The sequence below is a fragment of the Lentzea indica genome, from assembly GCF_012184385.1.
Taxonomy (GTDB): Bacteria; Actinomycetota; Actinomycetes; order Mycobacteriales; family Pseudonocardiaceae; genus Lentzea; species Lentzea indica.
Genome location: NZ_VSRL01000105.1, coordinates 1 through 17,187, shown reverse-complemented (window position 1 = coordinate 17,187; position 17,187 = coordinate 1). Strand labels below are relative to the sequence as shown.

Below are 17,187 nucleotides of genomic sequence, written 5' to 3'. Positions count from 1 at the left end.
CCGGCGGGTTACAGTCCGACCTATGCGTAGTCACCCGGACGCCTGCCCCGGCGCCGTTGAGCTGCACCAGGCAGCCGACGGCGGGCTGGCGCGCATCCGGGTTCCCGGCGGCACCCTTTCCGCTGCTCAGTGGGACGTCGTGCGCCGTGCGGCTCAGGAGCTCGGCAACGGCTCCCTGGAGCTGACCTCGCGCGCGAACCTCCAGATCAGGGGCCTCGCGGACGGCTTCGAGCTGGGTGCGCGGTTGCGCGCGGCCGGCCTGCTGCCCTCGGAGACCCACGAGCGCATCCGCAACATCATCGCCGCGCCCCTGGAGGACAACCAGGCGCTGGTCGACGAGATCGACGCGGCCCTCTGCGCGGACCCGCTGCTGGCGGATCTACCAGGCAGGTTCCTGGTGACGGTCGGGGCTTCGGTGAGCGGGCTGGGTGGCGACATCGGCCTGGTCAGCGACGGCGACGGCCCAGCCGCCGTCCTCCTGCTCGCCGGCCACGACACCGGCGTCCGGGTGACCGATCCCGTCGACGCTGTCGTGACCGCCGCCCGCCTCTTCCAGGAGATGCGCGGCACTGCCTGGCGCCTGTCCGAAGTGGACGACGGTGTGCGAAAGATCACCGAGTACTTCGGCGCCACCTCCGAAGCTTTGATCACTCCGGCTGTGACGCCTGTCGCACCTTCGCCGCTGACTCCGGGTGTGCCGCTCGGCCGCCTCGACGCACACCGGCTCGCCGGTGTCCCCGTCCGGTTGACGCCGTGGCGCAGCCTGGTCGTACCGCCCGGCACCGACACCTCCGGCCTGATCACCGATCCGGCGTCCCCCTGGCACGGCGTCAGCGCCTGCACCGGCCGCCCCGGCTGCGCGAAGTCGCTTTCGGACGTGCGCGCCGACGTGCAGGCCTGGCTCGACCGCCCGGAATTGTCAGACCCTTCTGCGACGATTGGGATGGGGACCCGATCCCCCCAGGGGGCCTTCCAATCGGGATCGATTCCGAGGCCCGTGCACTGGTCGGGTTGCTCACGCCGCTGTGGCCGACCGGCCGGCGATGTGATCGAGTTCGTCGCGACCGGCGACGGCTACGAGGAGATCAAGTGACGGAGTACATCAAGGACGGCGCGGAGATCTACCGCCGCTCCTTCGCGACCATCCGCGCGGAGGCGAACCTCGCCGGCTTCCCGCAGGACGTCGCGCGGGTCGTCGTGCGCATGATCCACTCGTGCGGCATGACCGACCTGACGCACGACATCGCCTTCTCCCCCAACGTCGTGCGGCACGCCCACGCCGCGTTGCTCGACGGCGCCCCGATCATCTGCGACGCCAACATGGTCGCCGCCGGCGTGACCCGCCGCCGCCTGCCCGCGGACAACGAAGTCCTTTGCTACCTGCAGGATCCGCGCACGCCCGCACGAGCGAAGGAGATCGGCAACACGCGCAGCGCCGCCGCCCTCGAACTCCTCGCGGACCGCTTCGAAGGCGCCGTCATCGCGATCGGCAACGCCCCCACCGCGTTGTTCCACCTGATCGACCTGATCAACGCGGGCGCCCCGCAGCCGGCCGCCGTCCTCGGCATCCCGGTCGGGTTCATCGGCGCGGCGGAGTCGAAAGAAGCTTTGGCCGCAACGGATCTGGAGCACCTCGTGGTGCACGGCCGGCGCGGCGGCAGCGCCATGACGGCGGCGGCCATCAACGCGATCGCGAGCGAGGAAGAGTAATGGCAGGCAAGCTCTACGGCGTCGGACTCGGTCCTGGCGACCCCGAACTCGTGACGGTCAAGGCCGCGCGCCTCATCGGCGAGGCGGACGTGATCGCGTTCCACAGCGCGCGGCACGGTCGCAGCGTCGCGAAAACCATTGCGGAGCCGTACTTCCGCGAGGGCCAGATCGTCGAGCAGCTGGTCTACCCCGTGACGACCGAGGACACGGACGACTACCAGGGCGAGATCGACGCGTTCTACGAGCAGGCAGCCGCTCGCCTCGCCGCGCACCTCGACGCCGGCCGCACCGTCGTCGTCCTCGCGGCGGGCGACCCGTTCTTCTACGGGTCGTACATGCACATGCACAAGCGCCTCGCCGACCGCTACGAGTGGGAGGTCGTCCCCGGCGTGACATCGGTCAGCGGTGCGAGTGCTGTCTTGGGCACCCCGCTCGTCGAACGCGACGAGGTCCTCACGATCCTGCCCGGCACCCTGCCACCCGCCGAGCTCGCCACGCGCCTCGCCGACACCGACTCGGCCGCGATCCTCAAGCTGGGCCGCACTTTCGGCAACGTGCGCGAAGCCCTCAAAGCCTCCGGCAGGCTCGACGGCGCCTGGTACGTCGAACGCGCCACCACGGGCCGCCAGAAGATCTCCCCGCTGGCCGACGTGGACCCCGCCGACGTCCCCTACTTCTCCCTGGCTCTGCTCCCGAGCCACTCCAAGCCCGCACCGGCCAAGGGCGAGGTCGTGGTCGTCGGCCTCGGCCCCGGCGCGAGGTCCTGGCTGACCCCGGAAGCCCGCCAGGAACTGGAAGCCGCCGACGAGCTCGTCGGCTACACCACCTACCTCAACCGCGTCCCGCAACGCCCCGGCCAGAAACGGCACGCCTCCAACAACCAGGTCGAGTCGGAACGCGCCGCCTTCGCACTGGACCTCGCCCGCCGCGGCTCGCGAGTCGCCGTCGTGTCCTCGGGCGACCCCGGTGTCTTCGCCATGGCCACCGCCGTCCTGGAGGTCGCGGAAGAGGCCCAGGACGTCCCTGTGCGGGTCATTCCCGGTGTCACCGCCGCGAACGCCGTGGCGGCCAAGGCCGGCGCGCCCCTGGGCCACGACTACGCGGTCATCTCCCTGAGCGACCGCCTCAAGCCGTGGGACGTCATCGCCTCCAGGCTCGAAGCAACGGCCAAGGCCGACCTGGTGATCGCGATCTACAACCCGGCGTCCAAGGCCCGCACGCACCAGGTCGCGGACATGCGGGACCTGCTGCTGCAGCACCGTTCCCCGGAGACGCCGATCGTCGTCGGACGCGATGTCGGCGGCCCCGAGGAGGAGATCCGCGTCCTCACGCTCGGCGCCCTCGACCCGGCCACGATCGACATGCGCTGCCTGCTGATCATCGGCTCGTCCCAGACCGTGGTGACGAAGTCGGGCGTGGTGTTCACACCCCGGCGGTACCCAACCACCTGACAGCCTCATCGACGGTGGCCACCGTTTCCGCAGGTGGAAGCGGTGGCCGCCGCACGATCACGACCAGCACCCCGAGCTGACGCGCGGCCTCCAGCTTGGCCGAGGTCATCTCGCCACCGCTGTCCTTGGTCACCAGCGTGTCGATCCGGTGTGAGCGCATCAGCGCCAGCTCACCGTCCACAGTGAACGGACCGCGAGACAGCAGGACCTCGATCCGTTGTGGCATCGGAGGTTCCGGCGGCTCGACCATCCGGGCCAGAAACCACTGCGGGCACGAGGCGAACTCCGCGAGATCCTGCCGCCCGGTCGTGAGGAACACCCGCTCGCCCGGCAGGCTCCGCGCCGCCTCGGCGACGCTGTCCACCCAGTGCCAGCCGTCCTGTGGCGTGAACCCAGGTCGACGCAGGATCAGGAACGGCACCCCAACCCGCGCACAAGCCTCGTAGGCGTTCGAGGTGATCCGCCGCGCGAACGGGTGGGTCGCATCGACAACCGCATGGATCTCGTTGTCCCGCAACCACTGCGCGAGCCCGTCCACCCCGCCGAACCCGCCGATCCGCACCTCGCCCTCTGGCAGCCGGGGCGAACTCACCCTCCCGGCCAGCGATGAAACCGCCGGGACGCGGGAAGCCAGCTCGCGAGCCTCTCCCGTGCCACCCAGGATCAGGATCATCGAACGCGCGTGGCCGAGTACAGATGGCTGTCCGGGAACTGCGTCGCCCCCAGCGTCCGTCCCACGATGATCACCGCGGTCCGCTTGATCCCCGTCGCCTGAACCTGCGCCGCGATGTCGTCCAACGTCCCCCGCAGCACGACCTCGTCGTCACGAGAGGCGTACGCAACAACCGCGACCGGGCAATCCGCGCCGTAGTTCGGCACCAACTCCGCGACCACGTCCTCGATCCGCTGCACCGCCAGGTGCAGCACCATCGTCGCGTGGCTGCGCCCCAACGTGTCGAGATCCTCACCGTCCGGCATCGGCGTGGCACGCTGCGACGTCCGCGTGAGGATCACGGTCTGCCCCACACCCGGCACGGTCAGCTCACGCTGCAACGACGCCGCCGCTGCCGCGAACGCCGGCACCCCAGGCGTGACGTCGTACGAGATCCCCAACGCGTCCAGCCGGCGCATCTGCTCGGCCATCGCACTGAACACAGCCGGATCCCCGGAATGCAGCCGAGCCACGTCCAAGCCCTGCTCTGAGGCCGCGACAAGCTCTTCGATGATCTCGTCCAGGGTCAACTCGGCCGTGTCGACCTTGCGCGCCCCGTCAGGACAGAAGTCCAGCAACTCCACCGGCACCAACGCACCCGCGTACAGGCAGACAGGCGAGGAAGCGATCAGGTCCCGCCCTCGCACCGTGATCAGGTCGGCGGCACCGGGCCCGGCCCCGATGAAGTGCACGGTCACTTGATCACGCTCCACGTCGTCACGGGCATGTGCGGCCGCCACCCGGTGAACCCGCCGACCGCCGACCCCCGGTTCACCGCAATGCGCACCAGGTCACCGCCGAGCCGCGCGTACCACTGCGCCACCACGGCCTCTGACTCCAGCGTCACGGCGTTCACCACGAGCCGCCCGCCGGCGGCCAGCGCGTCCCAGCACGCCTGCACCACACCCGGCACGGTCAGCCCGCCACCGATGAAGATCGCATCGGGCTTCTCCAGCCCCTCCAACGCGTCCGGCGCCCGTCCGATGTGGACCGCGACACCGGGGACGCCCAGCGCCGCCGCATTCCGAACGATCCGCTCAGCACGCTCGGCCGACTGCTCCACAGCGATCGTCCTGCACGTCGGATGCGTCCGCGCCCACTCGATCGCGATCGAACCCGACCCGGCCCCCACGTCCCACAGCAGCTGCCCCGGCAGCGGCGCCAATCTCGACAGCGAAATCGCCCGCACCTCACGCTTCGTCAGCTGGCCGTCGGTCTCGTAGGCGTCGTCCGGCAACCCAGGCACGCGCGAGTGCCCACTCCCGGCGTACTCGATCGCGATGACGCACAACGGATCCCAAACCTGCCCGGACCACTGGTAAACCTTCTCCGCGGGCCCACCCAGCTGCTCCAGCACGGTGATCGACCCCGCCAGCCCGGCCACGATCGCCGGCTCACCACCGAGCACGAGCACGCGCCGTCCGGGAGTGAGAGCAGGTCGCAGCACGTCAGGAGATCGCCCGACCAGGGAGACGACCTCGACCTCGTTGAGCGCCCACCCCAGCCGCGCACAGGCCAGCGACACCGACGAGGGGTGTGGAACGACCTTCACCCGCGACCCCAGCAACCGCACCAGCGTCGTGCCGATGCCGTGGAACATGGGATCGCCGGACGCGAGCACGCACACGTCCCGGTACTTCTCGAACAGCGCGGGCAACGCCGGCACCAGCGGCGACGGCCACGCGACCCGCTCGAACTCCCCCGGCACCAGGTCGAGCTGCCGCTGCGAGCCCATCAGCACCTTGGCGTTGCCGATCGCGTGCCGTGCGGCGGGCGACAGCCCGTCCCACCCGTCGGCCCCGATGCCGACAACGGTGACGTCAGCGACGTCAGATTGTTCCGGTGACACGCTGCACCTGAATCTCGATCACGACGCGCTCCGGGTTGACCCGAGGCTGCCTGTACCGCTCGGCGTACCGCCGCACTGCTTCCTCGACAGACGCCGAATCTTCACGAACAACGGCGGGACCCTCCAAGGTGGACCACCGCCGACCGTCCACCTGACACACCGCCGCGTACCCGGCCTTGCGCACGTGCTTGACCTTCCACGAAGCGCCGTGCGTGATGATCCGCGCGATGCCGTTCGTCTGATCCAGCGTGACCCCGACCGGCACCACGTGCGGAGTGCCGTCCGGACGCACGGTGGACAGCGTGCACAGGTGCCGTTCGGCCCAGAACTCGGCGAACTCGGCGCCCCGCTCGATCGACATGTCACGCATCATGCAATGCCACGCGCGCGAAACGAAATCGAGTGGTCAGAGCAGCGCGAATGCGGCCCGCCACCTCGGTGACGGGCCGCACTCACAACGCACTACGGGTAGCTGACGACGTTCACCGGCACAGTGCCCGGCGGCGTCACCGCCCCCACGTCGTTCACCACGTGAGTGATCGTTCCCTGGTAGTTGAGCGACACGGTCAACAGGTTGTGCAACCGCACGCCAGGCCTGTTGGGCACCTCGAAAGCGTGCTCGGCCCGCACCGACGGATTGACGTTGAAAAAGCAGTAGCTGCCCAGGCCCCACGCCTCGTGCGTGGTGACGTTGTCGCCGACCTTGTAGGCCGCGTACCCGGCCAGCCCGTTGGGGCTCATCCACGAAGCCTGGTTCGGCACGTCGTACGGCATCTCGTTCTGGAAGAAGATCGTCCGTCCGCCCTGGCCGTTCCAGATCACCTGGTACTTCTGGTAGTGCTCGACGAACAGGCCGGTCGCCAGGACGTTGTTGCCGTTCACGACCACACCGGTGTCACCGACCGCTTCGTTCCACCCCCAGGTGCCGGCGTTGCCGTGGTCGGCGCGCCAGGCCCAGGTGTGGTCGATGATCGTGTTGTGGCTGTTGACGATCAGGCTCGTCGTGGCCTTGCCCGCGATCGCGCCACCGACCCGGAAGAACACGTCCTGCAACGTGGTCGGGTTGGCGGCGTGTGACGCGGACGAGCCGGCCGGGCCCACGGTCAGCAGCGCGGAGGACATGGTCGTCCCGGCGTCGAAAAGAACGCCCTTGATGCGCACGCCGTCGACGTCGGCAACCTGCATCGCGTTGACGCCGTTGTCCGGCACGATCGTCGGGTACCCGATGCCGAGCACGACGGTGTTCGGCCTGGTCACCTGCAGCGTCTGGTTCACGTGGTAGATGCCGGGCGTGAAGAACAGGTTGCAGCCCTGGGTCAGCGCCGCGTTGATCGTCGAAGCGTTGTCACCCGCCTTGACCACGTAGAACTGGTTCATCGGCAACGACGTGCCCGGCGTGCCACCGTTGATCCACGACGCACCGGAAGCGTTGGTGCGCAGCGAAGGCAGGAACACCCGGTAGGCGTTGTTCTCGAAGTAGAGATACGGCACGTCACGCGAGACCGGAGTGGTCGCGAGAGTCGTCTCCGGCGGGTTCGGGAACGTGTTCGGCGGCGCACCCGGCGTACCGGAGAACACCATGTTCCAGACGCCACCGGCCCAGCTGCCGTAGTTCGTGTCCCTGGTGTACCACTGCTGCTGCGAGATCGACGCCGTCTGGCCGGACACGCGGCTGTCCGCCGTGTAGCCACCACTGGCGAAGCCGTACGAGGCCGGGTACAGCGCCAGGTTGCCGCGGATGTCCATGCGACGGAACGGCGCGGCCTGCGCGACGGCCCACCGGTTGGTGCCGTTGCTCGGGTTGACCGCCATGTTCTCGGCGGAGCGCCAGAAGTTCTGCAGCGCCACACCCTTGTCGGACTCGTTGAACGCGTCCACGGTGATGTCACCGTTGATCACGACGTCACCGGGGTTGCGACCGAGACCCGCGACCGACGTGTAGTAACCGACGTCGTCATGGACGTTGTAGGTGCCCGGCTTGAACAGGTGCGCCACCCGCCGCGGCGCCATCTGTGCCGTCAGCGTGTCCTTCTGCATGTTGAAGTCCGCGTCGAGCTGCGTCTGGATGCTCGCGGCCGACATGCTCGGGTCGAAGATGCGCGTGTTCGGCCCGAAGTTCGGGTTGTCGGACTGCACGCACCCCTGCTGCGTACCGATCGTGTAGGTCGCGCTCGCCACGGCGGAGTTCGCGAGACCGGACTTGATGCCGATCGCGTTCACGGTCCTCGTGCTGGGCACGGAGATCGGCCCGCTGTAGAGCGGTGATGATGCGGTCGGCGTCGAACCGTCCACTGTGTACCGAATCGTCGCACCAGAGGTGGCGGTGGAGATCGTCACGGTCTGCGCGCTCTGATATGCCCCACCCGGCGGACTGAACGTCGGCGTCGCGACCGGCGTGCCGATCACGTACGCGGCCGTTGCCACCGCCGAGTTCGGCACGCCTGCCTTGATGCCGATGGCGTTGATCGTCCGGTTGCTGGGCACCGAGATCGGCCCGCTGTACAACGGCGAGCTCGCGGTCGGCGTCGACCCGTCGACCGTGTAGCGAATCGTCGCACCGGACGTGGTGGTGGAGATCGTCACAGTCTGCGCCGTCGAGTACGTACCGCCCGGAGGACTGAACGTCGGCGTGGCGACCGGTGCCGGCGCGCTGTTGTGGGTGTAGGTGAAGTGCGGCGTGTCGTACTGCGGGCCGCTCTTCTCGTAGGTGAACCAGTACTCGATCTGAGTGCCGCTCGAGAGCGAGCCGACGGTCTTCTGCCAGGTCCCGGAGTTGTTCGTCATCCGGAAGTTCTGCTGCGGAACACCGGAGATCAGGTAGTGCACGTCGACGTACAGGGCAGGGGTCGTCGGCGTGAAGTTGATCCTCGCCTGAGTGGAGTCCAGCGCCGTCACGTTCTGCGTGTAGTCCTCGGCCGCGGAGGCGGCACTGGACGTCGCCAATGACGACAGGGCAATCGCTGCGGCGGCCAGACCGGCCAGCCATCTCACCTTTGAGAGCGCTCTCACACCTGGGAACGGTAAACGCGAGATGTCCACGAAGGGAAGGTGCAAGCTGTGGGAAAGATCCGGGGCTCAACCGGAATGCGAACCGGGACCGCCACCGTTTTCACCCGAACGAGCAGATTCATGGAGTGGATCCAAGCCATAGCGTCGACACATGACTCCCTCCACCGCGTACAGCAGGGACCTGGGTGACGAGCTGCGCAAGCTGCGAGAGACCTGTACCGGGTTGAGCGGCCACAAGCTCGCCGAGAAACTCGGCTGGGACCCGAGCAAGGTCTCCACCATCGAGCACGGCAAGGCGCGCGCCAGCGAGATCGACCTCGTGCAGTACTTGTCCATGTGCGGCAAGGACATCGACTACGTCGTGGATTTCAGGCGCCGCTACCAGTACGCGTTCGACGAGTACATCGTGCAGGTGTCAGGCAACCTTCGCACCATGGCAATGGCCGAGTCGACCGCCACGACGATCACCAGCTACGACGTCCTGGGCGTACCTGGCCTCCTGCAGTCACCCGAGTACGCCGATGGCATTTACCGGATGACCGGAGTGGTCACCGAAGACCGCATCCCGAACCTCGTCCAGTACCGGACCGAGCGTCAGGCCATCCTGCGTCGACACAATCGGCCGACTTGCTTGTTCTTCGTCCATGAACATGCACTGGAGCTGCAGGTCGGCAACGGCCAGATCATGGAGGACCAGTACGCCCGCCTGCTGTTCAACACGCACATCATCCGGATCGTGCCCAAGGACGCGCCGATCGTCGCTACCAGCTTCGTGCTCTGGGAGTTCGAGAAGGCGCGGTCGCTCGTCTTCAGCGAGACCATCCACGCGAACGTCTTCGTGGAAGATCCAGGCGCCATCGCCCGCACCAGGCTCATCTTCGGCCGCCTGGATGAGGTCGCCTTGAGTGCGGAACAATCGCGGAGCAAGCTGGCGGAGTACGTCAGCCCACCGCGAGAGGACGTCGATGACCCAGGACCGCACTTGGCGTAAGAGCAGCTACACCGGCGGAGCCGAGGACAGCAACTGCGTCGAGGTGTCGCTGGCCCACGACGCGCTGGTCAGGGACTCGAAGAACGCGAGCGGCGACGTCCTCGCGTTCTCGTCCCCCGCCTGGAAAGCCCTGATCAGGTCCCTCGGTTCTCATTGAGGTAGTTGTAGATCGTGTAGCGGGTGACCTCCAGGACCCCCGCGAGATGGTCCACCGAGTCGCGGATGAGGAAGAACCCTGCCTCGTCCAGCACCCGCACGACCTGCGACTTGTGCACCTTCTTCATCAGCTCGACCGGCACGCCCACGTCGGCGATCGCCTTCTCGACGAGCACCCGCTGGAGCGTGTCCACGTCCTGCGGGAACGACTCGACGGGCCCGGAAGCCTCGTGCGCCGCGAGCTTGTTGACGCACAGGCAGCCCACGGCAACGCCCGAGGCGTCGCGCACGAACGTCGTTGACGACCAGATCGCACGCCCGTCCGGTGCATACGTCTCGTAGCCGGGCATGTCGGTGGTCGTGCCGCGCCGGACCAGTCCCAGCAGCAGGTCCGTCATCGGCCCGCCCACCTGCCGCCCGGTCAGCGACCCGGCGATGGCGATGATCGAGTTCGGCAGCCGCGACAGGTCGTGCACGACGACCTCGGTGTCCGGTCCCAGCGCCGACGCGAGGCTGTCCACCGTCGGCACCAGCGCCGACAACGCCGCCGGCACTGGCGAAGCCGAAGACCCTGAGAGCGACTTCAAAGCAGCGCGCAACCGTTCCAGGGTCCCGCGCGAAGTCGTGGCGTGCGGCGACAAGCGGACGTGCTCAGGCCGGACGGTCGCGGTGATCCCGAAGGCGTTCAACGCCTCCCCCACCACCGAGGCGGCCTCGGGCATCGTGAACGCCAGGATCCCGGCACGGCGCTCGCGGGCGGACACGATCTTGCCGCCGCACGACAGCACGATCTCTTCGAGCTCCGCGACGATCTCATCTACGGCCGAGTCAAGCGCCGAAACCCCGGCGAGCTCCACCAGCTCCAAAGCCTCCGCGAAGGCGCCGGACACGACCGGCGAGAGGTTCGTGATGTTCCACGAAGCAGCGTCAGACGCAGGTTCGTGCACCGAGTTGTCGAACAGGCCCGCGTCCACCGCGCCGGTCCAGCCGGACAGGACAGGAGACAACCGTTCCAACGCCCGGTCGGACAGCACGACGAAACCGGTGCTCCACCCCGCCCGCAACCACTTCTGGCCGCCGACGACCAGCACGTCGGCGAGTTCCCACGGCTCGTCGGCCACGCCGAAGCCCTGGATGCCGTCGACGATCAACAGCCGATCGCCCACGACCTCGCGCAACGTCGCCAGGTCCGCGCGGTAGCCGGTGCGGAAGTCCACAGCGGACACCGACAGCGCTGAAACCTCAGGTGTCAACCCAACCGCGACGGCGGCCGGGGCCACCGGACCGTCCAGAACGATGGACGGCAGACCCGCCCGCACCCACGGATAGGTGTTGGACGGGAACTCCGCGGCCGAGTACATGACCGTCCCCGACAACCCGAACGCCGCCTGGAAGAGGCCGATCGAGGTGTTCGGCACCAGCGCGACGTGGTCGGTGTCGGTGCGGCACAACCGCGCGACGGCGGCCTTCACCCGTAGCTCCTCCCGCATCAGTATGTCCACTGTGGATGGATCAGCCAGCGAGGCCTGTTCCATCAGACGTGAGGTGGCCGTCACCACGGAAAGCGATGGCGGGCCGAAGCGGGCGAAGTCGAGGTACCCCTCCGGTTCGCGGAACTGGGCGAGGTACGAGGCGTCGATCAACTTAGAGCACCTTTGCGAGGAACTGTTGCGTGCGCGGCTGCTGCGGATTGTCCAGCACGTCGGCCGGTGTACCGGTCTCCACGACCGCGCCGTCGACGAGGAACACCACGCGGTCGGCGACCGAGCGGGCGAAACCGATCTCGTGAGTGACCACGATCATCGTCATGCCGTCGCGGGCCAGCGAGGTCATCACGTCGAGCACCTCGCCGACCAGCTCCGGGTCCAACGCGGACGTGGGCTCGTCGAACAGCATCAGCTTGGGTTTCATCGCCAGCGCGCGGGCGATCGCAACACGTTGCTGCTGACCACCGGACAGCTGCGCGGGGTAGGCCCCGGCCTTCTCCGCGAGGCCGACGCGTTCCAGCAGCGCCAACGCCTCCGCGCGCACCTCGGCACGGCCCCGCCCCAGCACCTGGACCGGGCCCTCCATGACGTTCTCCAGCGCCGTGCGGTGCGGGAACAGGTTGAACCGCTGGAACACCATGCCGACGTCGCGGCGTTGGTGGGCGGCTTCCCGTTCCCTCAGCTCGTAGAGCTTCCCGCCGTGAGACCGGAACCCGACCGGCACGCCGTCGACCCAGATCCGTCCGGCGTCGATGGTCTCCAGGTGGTTCACGCAGCGCAGGAACGTCGACTTGCCCGCGCCGGACGGCCCGAGCAGGCAGACGACCTCGCCGCGCTCGACCTCCATGTCGATCCCGCGCAGCACCTCGGTGTGGCCGAACGACTTGCGGACGCCAATCGCCTCAACGAGGGCCATAAGCACGCTCCAGGTAGTGCTGCCCGATCGACGCGAGGGACACCATCACGAGGTACCAGGCCGCGGCGGCGAACAGGGTCTCCATGATCTCCAGGTTGCGCGAGGAGATGTTGTTCGCGGCGTGGATGAGCTCCAGGAAGGCGATCACCGACGCCATCGAGGTGCCCTTGATCATGTTGATGAAGTTGTTGCCGGTCGGCGGGATGATCACGCGCATCGCCTGCGGCAGAACGACTCGGCGCAGGGTCGTCAAAGGTGTCATGCCGATCGACTTGGCCGCCTCCGTCTGGCCGGCGTCGACGCTGCTCAGTCCCGCGCGGACGATCTCGGCCATGTAGGCGCTCTCGTTGAGCCCCAAGCCCAGCAACGCCGCCACGAACGCGGTCATGACCACGTTGGTGGGCACCTCGAAGAGCATCGGGATGCTGATGCTCTTGAACACCAGCGCGAGGTTGAACCAGATCAGGATCTGCAGCAGCACCGGCAGGCCGCGGAACAGCCAGATGTAGCCGACGGCGAACCACCGCGCGACGGGGTTCGCCGACAACCGCATCAGCGCGACCACGACGCCGAGCAGGATCGCGCCGCCCTGTGCGGCGACGGCGAGCACGATGGTGTTGAGCAGGCCTTCGAGCATCACGGGGTGCGTGAAGAACCCCGGCACGTCCTCCCACTGGATCTGCGCCTCGGCCATCGCCCAGCCGAGACCCGCGATGACCAGCAGGATCACCGTGCCGCTGAACCACCGCCCTGGGTGGCGCAGCGGCACGACGGTGAGATCCTCCCGAAGATCGTTGGGGCGGAGATCACTTGCCATTGATCGCGGCCTTGGTGATCGCACCCTGCTTGATGTCCCAGGTGGTGAGGATCTTGTCGTAGGTGCCATCGTCGATCAGCGACTGCAGCGCGGCCTTGATCGCCTCGGAGAGCTTGGCGTTCTGCTTGTTCACGCCGATGCCGTACGGGCCGCCGTTGATCGGCGCGAGGGGCACGACCTCGAAGAACTTGCCGTCACCCGCGGTCTTCGCGACGTAGACGGCGGTCGGCAGGTCGTTGAGGATCGCGGCGACGCGGCCGGTGCGCAGCTGGTTCTGGTTGCCCGTGTCGCTGTCGGTGACGCTGAGCTGGACCTCGGGCTTGCCCTGGTCCTTGCACTTCTGGCTCTGCTCCTTGGCGAACTGCTCCTGCGAGCTGCCGAGGTTGACCGCGACGCCCTTGCCGCACAGGTCGTCAGGGCCCTTGACGCTCTGCGGGTTGCCCTTCTGCACCATGATCGTGATGCCGGAGGTGAAGTAGTCGACGAAGTCGATCTTCTGCTGACGCTCGGCGGTGTCGTTCATCGCGGCCATCGTCACGTCGACGCGGCCGGTCTCCAGGCTCGTGATCAGCGAGCTGAACGCCATGTCGCTGTGCTCGGCCTTGAGCCCGAGCTTGGCGGCGATCGTCTTGATCAGGTCGACCTCCGACCCCATCGGCGTCTTGCCGTCCTGGTCGTAGAAGTTGTTCGGCGGGTTCTGGATGTTCGAGCCGACCCGCAGCTTGCCCGCCGACGCGATCTCGGGCGGCAGCATCGCGGCGAGCGCGTCGTCCTTCTTGACGAGGGACAGGTCGGACGACGGGGGCGTGGACGTCGGCGGGTTGTCCGACGTGGACCCGCAGGCGGCGAGCCCCAGTACGAGCAGCGAGGTCACGAGCAGGCGCGGCATCATGGCGGGCACCGTACAACGCCCAGTTGAACTCGTCCACAAAAAGTTGAAGCGACCGGTGACCGGCAGCACGCCGGGAATTCCGTCGGCACCCGCTCCGTTGAACGGGTGACCCCAGCAAACGAGGAGGACCAAATGGCGACGGTCGAGCTGACCACCGAGAACTTCGACGATGTGGTCGGCGGCTCCGACATCGTCCTGGTCGACTTCTGGGCGGAGTGGTGCGGCCCGTGCCGTGCGTTCGCGCCCACGTTCGAGGCCGCGTCGCAGAAGCACGAGGACCTCGTGTTCGGCAAGGTCGACACGGAGGCACAGCAGGATCTCGCGGCCGCGTTCGGAATCCGGTCCATTCCGACGCTGATGATCGTCCGCGAGGGCGTCGTGCTGTTCGCGCAGCCGGGCGCGCTGCCGGGCAACGCGCTGGACAGCCTGATCCAGCAGGCGCGCGAGGTGGACATGGACGAGGTTCACGCGAAGGTCAAGGAAGCCCAGCAGGGCTGATTGATTGGACCAGCCTGCGGGTACCTGACGTGCATGAACACCGACACGTCGACCGCACAGCTGGTCAACCAGCTGTCCGAGCAGGTGAGCAGGCTCGCGCGCGATGAGATCCGTCTCGCGGTCGCCGAGCTGAAAGACAAAGGCAAGCACGCCGGTGTCGGCGCCGGGATGTTCGGCGCGGCCGGCGTGTTCGCGTGGTGGGGCGGGCTCAGCCTCGTCGCGGGCCTGATCCTGCTGCTGGCGTTCGTACTACCGCTGTGGGCGGCCGCGTTGATCGTCGCGGCTGCCCTTTTGCTGATCGCGGGCATCCTCGCGCTCGTGGGCCGCGGCCAGGTCAAGCAGGCCACGCCTCCGGTGCCCAGGCAGGCGATGGACAACGTCCAGCAGGACATCGCGACGATCAAGGAGAGGGCGCACCGATGAGCGACCCCAAAGAAGAGCTGCAGCGCGACGTCGAGCGCACCCGCCGCGAGCTGGGTGAGACCGTGGAAGCGTTGGCGCACAAGGCGGACGTGCCCGGCCGGGTGAAGGAACAGGCGCACGACACCAAGGTCAGGATGACCAGGGCCACCGACGAGGCGATCCACTCGCTGCCCGATCCCGTGGCGGATCAGGTCGAGAAGGCGCGCAGACATCCCGCGGCCATCGCGGCACTGCTCATCACCCTGATCCTCGTGATCTGGAAACTTTCCAGGAGGAATGGATGAAGCTGCTGTACCGCCCACTGGGAATGTTGCTCGGAGCGTTGGGAGGACTCCTCGCCACCGCGATCTTCGGCCAGGTGTGGAAAGTCGTGGCGGGCGACGAAGAAGCGCCGAGCGCCACGATGAGGAACCGCACCTGGCGTGAGGTCTTGCTGGCCGCGGCGTTGCAGGGAGCCATCTTCGGCCTGGTGAAAGCCGCGATCGACCGCGGTGGAGCCAAGGGTTTTCAGAAGCTGACCGGCAAATGGCCCGGCGACGAAGAGGATTGAGCGGTAATCGAACTCCGCCCGCGAAACGAGACGCGAAGGTGCACACCAATCGTTTCGCGACTTAACCTGGCCCGGTCGCCTGCGAAAGGGCCAGTGATGACTCGTCAGTTGCGGGCTTGTGCGCTGTCCTCGAGGTTCGAGCCGCTCACCGCCGTTCCGGACGACCCGGCTCGCGCGCGGCTGGGCGTCGTGCGGTTCGCCGGCACGTCGTTCAACCCGGTGGTGCGGGCCGGACATCCGGAACTGACCGTCTTTCTCGCCGACGACGACACGTGTGGATTCGCCGAGGTCTGGACGAGCTCGCGCGGCGTGGAATCCGGCGAGCACAAAGCGATCGCGTACGCCCACGACGGCGAATACCTGTTCTGCGCCGGACGGATTCCACCGTGCGACGAACACACCTACGCCGGCAGGCTCGCGTTCCGCGCGGCACTTGAGCTCGTCGGCAAGCTCGGATATCACCACGTCTTCCGGATGTGGAACTACCTGCAGGACCTCAACCCGCAGAGCTACCGCGAGTTTCTGCTCGGCCAGGCCGAGGCGTTCGCGAAACGCCCGGTGACCTGGAGCGGCCTGACCGCGGCGACCGTGGTCGGCTCCCGCGGTGGCGGTATCGCATTCCACTTTCTGGCGTGCCGCACCGGCATGCCGATCACGATCATCGCTCCCAGCGGTGCGCGCGGCGTCTACGTGGACGGGCGGCTCTACTTCTCCGCGCCGACGCTGGACGACGCCGAAGAGCTGATGAGCGCGGCGAACCTCGCAAACTGGGGTGTCGACGACGGGTTCGGGCTGCACGACATCACGTCGCTCAAGATCTACGCGCGGCAACCGGGTGACCTTTCCCTGGCGCGCTTCGAAGCCGCCACGCGTCTGGACCGCGAGACGAGCGTGGCATGCCTGCAGGTCACCCTGCTACAGGAAGAGCACGCGGTGGAGTTCGAGGGCATCGCAGGCTAGGCCTGCGGGAGTTTGAACACTCAACTATTCTTGCTCGCATGCCACAGCCAGAGGGTGCGGAGCTCGACGCGATCAGGGCCAAGCGCGACGAGCTGCGTGAACAGTACGTGAAGCCGCTCGAGGAGCGGGGTGGCTCGCCCACGCGGGGCGTCCACCACATCGCGTTGATCTGCAAGGACGTCGAGGAGACGATCCGCTTCTACCAGGAGTTCCTCGGCTTCCCCCTGGTGGAGCTCGTGGAGAACCGCGACTACCGCGGCTCCAGCCACTTCTTCTTCGACCTCGGCAGCAAGAACCTGCTGGGGTTCTTCGACTTCCCCGGCCACGACCACCCGGCGTTCATGGAGACGATCGGCGCGGTGCAGCACCTGGCGCTGTCCATCTCCCCCGAGCGGTTCGACGAGATCAAGGCCAAACTGGACGAGGCGGGGATCGAGTACCTGGGCCCCGACCGGGGCGTCGAGGACAGCCTGTACATCCGCGACCCCAACGGTGTAGGGATTGAGTTCTACCGGGAAGTACTCGGCGAGTTCGAAGGCACGACTTTGATCAAGTGAGAACGGAGTCGCAGTGGCGCAAGAGGTCAAGGGCATCGTCGCCCGTGGCAAGGGTCTACCCGTCGAACTGACCTCGGTGCTGGTACCCGACCCCGGTCCCGGCGAGGCCGTGGTGAAGGTCCAGGCGTGCGGCGTCTGCCACACCGACCTGCACTACCGCGAGGGCGGCATCAACGACGAGTTCCCGTTCCTGCTGGGCCACGAGGCCG

General features: G+C 67.7%; 21 protein-coding genes. 12 read left to right on the top strand and 9 right to left on the bottom strand.

The genetic code is table 11. The annotated features are described in order from the left end of the window. The first annotated feature begins 22 nt into the window (after positions 1–22). Genes FXN61_RS26340 through FXN61_RS26330 form a run of 3 tightly spaced genes read left to right on the top strand, consistent with a single transcriptional unit; the run spans position 23 to position 3,161 of the window. Positions 23–1,093: a ferredoxin-like domain-containing protein gene (locus tag FXN61_RS26340; protein WP_167976712.1), complete on the top strand. Its 1,071-nt coding sequence runs from the start codon at positions 23–25 to the stop codon at positions 1,091–1,093. Continuing rightward, entirely contained in the window at positions 1,090–1,710 is a 621-nt protein-coding gene (locus FXN61_RS26335) for a precorrin-8X methylmutase (protein ID WP_167976711.1), read from the top strand. The genes FXN61_RS26340 and FXN61_RS26335 overlap by 4 nt, the downstream gene beginning before the upstream one ends. Then, positions 1,710–3,161 (top strand): precorrin-2 C(20)-methyltransferase, encoded by a 1,452-nt coding sequence (locus FXN61_RS26330; protein ID WP_167976710.1) that lies wholly within the window; start codon positions 1,710–1,712, stop codon positions 3,159–3,161. The genes FXN61_RS26335 and FXN61_RS26330 overlap by 1 nt, the downstream gene beginning before the upstream one ends. On the opposite strand, the gene FXN61_RS26325 is transcribed toward FXN61_RS26330, so the two are convergent. The 5 genes from FXN61_RS26325 to FXN61_RS26305 all read right to left on the bottom strand — a co-directional run bounded on the left by FXN61_RS26325 (position 3,133) and on the right by FXN61_RS26305 (position 8,731). Further along, positions 3,133–3,834 (bottom strand): cobalt-precorrin-6A reductase, encoded by a 702-nt coding sequence (locus FXN61_RS26325; protein ID WP_188135505.1) that lies wholly within the window; start codon positions 3,832–3,834, stop codon positions 3,133–3,135. The genes FXN61_RS26330 and FXN61_RS26325 overlap by 29 nt on opposite strands. Beyond that, the gene (cobM, locus tag FXN61_RS26320) at positions 3,831–4,571 is read right to left on the bottom strand and encodes a precorrin-4 C(11)-methyltransferase (protein WP_167976709.1); all 741 of its coding nucleotides are present in this window, start codon (positions 4,569–4,571) and stop codon (positions 3,831–3,833) included. The genes FXN61_RS26325 and cobM overlap by 4 nt, the downstream gene beginning before the upstream one ends. Beyond that, the gene (gene cbiE, locus FXN61_RS26315; protein ID WP_167976708.1) at positions 4,568–5,722 is read right to left on the bottom strand and encodes a precorrin-6y C5,15-methyltransferase (decarboxylating) subunit CbiE; all 1,155 of its coding nucleotides are present in this window, start codon (positions 5,720–5,722) and stop codon (positions 4,568–4,570) included. The genes cobM and cbiE overlap by 4 nt, the downstream gene beginning before the upstream one ends. After that, positions 5,703–6,083: a PPOX class F420-dependent oxidoreductase gene (locus tag FXN61_RS26310; protein ID WP_281360673.1), complete on the bottom strand. Its 381-nt coding sequence runs from the start codon at positions 6,081–6,083 to the stop codon at positions 5,703–5,705. The genes cbiE and FXN61_RS26310 overlap by 20 nt, the downstream gene beginning before the upstream one ends. Positions 6,084–6,184: 101 nt before the next feature. Continuing rightward, on the bottom strand, positions 6,185–8,731 hold the full coding sequence (locus FXN61_RS26305) for a pectate lyase-like domain-containing protein (RefSeq protein ID WP_188135504.1): 2,547 nt from the start codon (positions 8,729–8,731) through the stop codon (positions 6,185–6,187). Positions 8,732–8,882: 151 nt separating this feature from the next. Here FXN61_RS26305 and FXN61_RS26300 point away from each other — a divergent pair, with 151 nt between their 5' ends. Together FXN61_RS26300 and FXN61_RS26295 are read left to right on the top strand one after the other, a co-directional pair. Beyond that, positions 8,883–9,722, top strand: a complete 840-nt coding sequence (locus tag FXN61_RS26300) for a helix-turn-helix domain-containing protein (RefSeq protein WP_167976706.1) — start codon at positions 8,883–8,885, stop codon at positions 9,720–9,722. Further along, positions 9,697–9,879 carry a DUF397 domain-containing protein gene (locus FXN61_RS26295; RefSeq protein WP_167976705.1) on the top strand — a complete coding sequence of 61 codons (183 nt, stop codon included), beginning with the start codon at positions 9,697–9,699 and terminating at the stop codon, positions 9,877–9,879. The genes FXN61_RS26300 and FXN61_RS26295 overlap by 26 nt, the downstream gene beginning before the upstream one ends. Here the strand turns inward: FXN61_RS26295 and FXN61_RS26290 are convergent. From FXN61_RS26290 to FXN61_RS26275, 4 genes are read right to left on the bottom strand one after another with little or no spacing between them, the layout of a single operon-like run. Then, positions 9,857–11,521 carry an aminotransferase class V-fold PLP-dependent enzyme gene (locus FXN61_RS26290; RefSeq protein WP_167976704.1) on the bottom strand — a complete coding sequence of 555 codons (1,665 nt, stop codon included), beginning with the start codon at positions 11,519–11,521 and terminating at the stop codon, positions 9,857–9,859. The two genes, FXN61_RS26295 and FXN61_RS26290, sit on opposite strands and share 23 nt — an antisense overlap. Position 11,522: 1 nt before the next feature. Continuing rightward, the gene (locus FXN61_RS26285; RefSeq protein WP_188135503.1) at positions 11,523–12,281 is read right to left on the bottom strand and encodes an amino acid ABC transporter ATP-binding protein; all 759 of its coding nucleotides are present in this window, start codon (positions 12,279–12,281) and stop codon (positions 11,523–11,525) included. Beyond that, positions 12,268–13,098: an amino acid ABC transporter permease gene (locus FXN61_RS26280; RefSeq protein WP_167976702.1), complete on the bottom strand. Its 831-nt coding sequence runs from the start codon at positions 13,096–13,098 to the stop codon at positions 12,268–12,270. The genes FXN61_RS26285 and FXN61_RS26280 overlap by 14 nt, the downstream gene beginning before the upstream one ends. Continuing rightward, on the bottom strand, positions 13,088–13,990 hold the full coding sequence (locus tag FXN61_RS26275) for an ABC transporter substrate-binding protein (RefSeq protein WP_167976701.1): 903 nt from the start codon (positions 13,988–13,990) through the stop codon (positions 13,088–13,090). Before FXN61_RS26275 ends, FXN61_RS26280 begins: the two co-directional genes overlap by 11 nt. Positions 13,991–14,122: 132 nt before the next feature. Between FXN61_RS26275 and trxA the strand changes: the two genes are divergently transcribed. The 7 genes from trxA to FXN61_RS26240 form a co-directional block, all read left to right on the top strand. Beyond that, positions 14,123–14,488, top strand: a complete 366-nt coding sequence (gene trxA, locus FXN61_RS26270; protein WP_167976700.1) for a thioredoxin — start codon at positions 14,123–14,125, stop codon at positions 14,486–14,488. Positions 14,489–14,521: 33 nt separating this feature from the next. Next, complete coding sequence (locus FXN61_RS26265; protein WP_167976699.1) at positions 14,522–14,911, top strand: phage holin family protein; 390 nt, start codon at positions 14,522–14,524, stop codon at positions 14,909–14,911. Further along, entirely contained in the window at positions 14,908–15,195 is a 288-nt protein-coding gene (locus FXN61_RS26260) for a DUF3618 domain-containing protein (protein ID WP_167976698.1), read from the top strand. The genes FXN61_RS26265 and FXN61_RS26260 overlap by 4 nt, the downstream gene beginning before the upstream one ends. Beyond that, a complete protein-coding gene (locus tag FXN61_RS26255; RefSeq protein WP_167976697.1) occupies positions 15,192–15,461 on the top strand; it encodes a DUF4235 domain-containing protein in 270 nt (89 codons plus the stop codon). The genes FXN61_RS26260 and FXN61_RS26255 overlap by 4 nt, the downstream gene beginning before the upstream one ends. A 96-nt stretch (positions 15,462–15,557) precedes the next feature. Beyond that, complete coding sequence (locus FXN61_RS26250; protein ID WP_167976696.1) at positions 15,558–16,421, top strand: chorismate transformation FkbO/Hyg5 family protein; 864 nt, start codon at positions 15,558–15,560, stop codon at positions 16,419–16,421. Positions 16,422–16,459: 38 nt separating this feature from the next. Next, positions 16,460–16,978 carry a VOC family protein gene (locus tag FXN61_RS26245; protein ID WP_167976695.1) on the top strand — a complete coding sequence of 173 codons (519 nt, stop codon included), beginning with the start codon at positions 16,460–16,462 and terminating at the stop codon, positions 16,976–16,978. 13 nt (positions 16,979–16,991) lie between these two features. Next, a partial coding sequence (locus tag FXN61_RS26240) for an alcohol dehydrogenase catalytic domain-containing protein (protein WP_167976694.1) occupies positions 16,992–17,187 on the top strand: 196 nt, incomplete at its 3' end.

What these genes read in the sequence shown, in the direction of transcription:
- FXN61_RS26275 (WP_167976701.1), bottom strand. Translation starts at nt 13,990, where the DNA reads ATGATGCCGCGCCTGCTCGTGACCTCGCTGCTCGTACTGGGGCTCGCC.
- FXN61_RS26340 (WP_167976712.1), top strand. Translation starts at nt 23, where the DNA reads ATGCGTAGTCACCCGGACGCCTGCCCCGGCGCCGTTGAGCTGCACCAG.
- FXN61_RS26310 (WP_281360673.1), bottom strand. Translation starts at nt 6,083, where the DNA reads ATGTCGATCGAGCGGGGCGCCGAGTTCGCCGAGTTCTGGGCCGAACGG.
- FXN61_RS26330 (WP_167976710.1), top strand. Translation starts at nt 1,710, where the DNA reads ATGGCAGGCAAGCTCTACGGCGTCGGACTCGGTCCTGGCGACCCCGAA.
- FXN61_RS26255 (WP_167976697.1), top strand. Translation starts at nt 15,192, where the DNA reads ATGAAGCTGCTGTACCGCCCACTGGGAATGTTGCTCGGAGCGTTGGGA.
- FXN61_RS26295 (WP_167976705.1), top strand. Translation starts at nt 9,697, where the DNA reads ATGACCCAGGACCGCACTTGGCGTAAGAGCAGCTACACCGGCGGAGCC.
- FXN61_RS26300 (WP_167976706.1), top strand. Translation starts at nt 8,883, where the DNA reads ATGACTCCCTCCACCGCGTACAGCAGGGACCTGGGTGACGAGCTGCGC.
- FXN61_RS26265 (WP_167976699.1), top strand. Translation starts at nt 14,522, where the DNA reads ATGAACACCGACACGTCGACCGCACAGCTGGTCAACCAGCTGTCCGAG.
- FXN61_RS26245 (WP_167976695.1), top strand. Translation starts at nt 16,460, where the DNA reads ATGCCACAGCCAGAGGGTGCGGAGCTCGACGCGATCAGGGCCAAGCGC.
- FXN61_RS26285 (WP_188135503.1), bottom strand. Translation starts at nt 12,281, where the DNA reads ATGGCCCTCGTTGAGGCGATTGGCGTCCGCAAGTCGTTCGGCCACACC.
- FXN61_RS26325 (WP_188135505.1), bottom strand. Translation starts at nt 3,834, where the DNA reads ATGATCCTGATCCTGGGTGGCACGGGAGAGGCTCGCGAGCTGGCTTCC.
- FXN61_RS26280 (WP_167976702.1), bottom strand. Translation starts at nt 13,098, where the DNA reads ATGGCAAGTGATCTCCGCCCCAACGATCTTCGGGAGGATCTCACCGTC.
- trxA (WP_167976700.1), top strand. Translation starts at nt 14,123, where the DNA reads ATGGCGACGGTCGAGCTGACCACCGAGAACTTCGACGATGTGGTCGGC.
- FXN61_RS26250 (WP_167976696.1), top strand. Translation starts at nt 15,558, where the DNA reads ATGACTCGTCAGTTGCGGGCTTGTGCGCTGTCCTCGAGGTTCGAGCCG.
- FXN61_RS26260 (WP_167976698.1), top strand. Translation starts at nt 14,908, where the DNA reads ATGAGCGACCCCAAAGAAGAGCTGCAGCGCGACGTCGAGCGCACCCGC.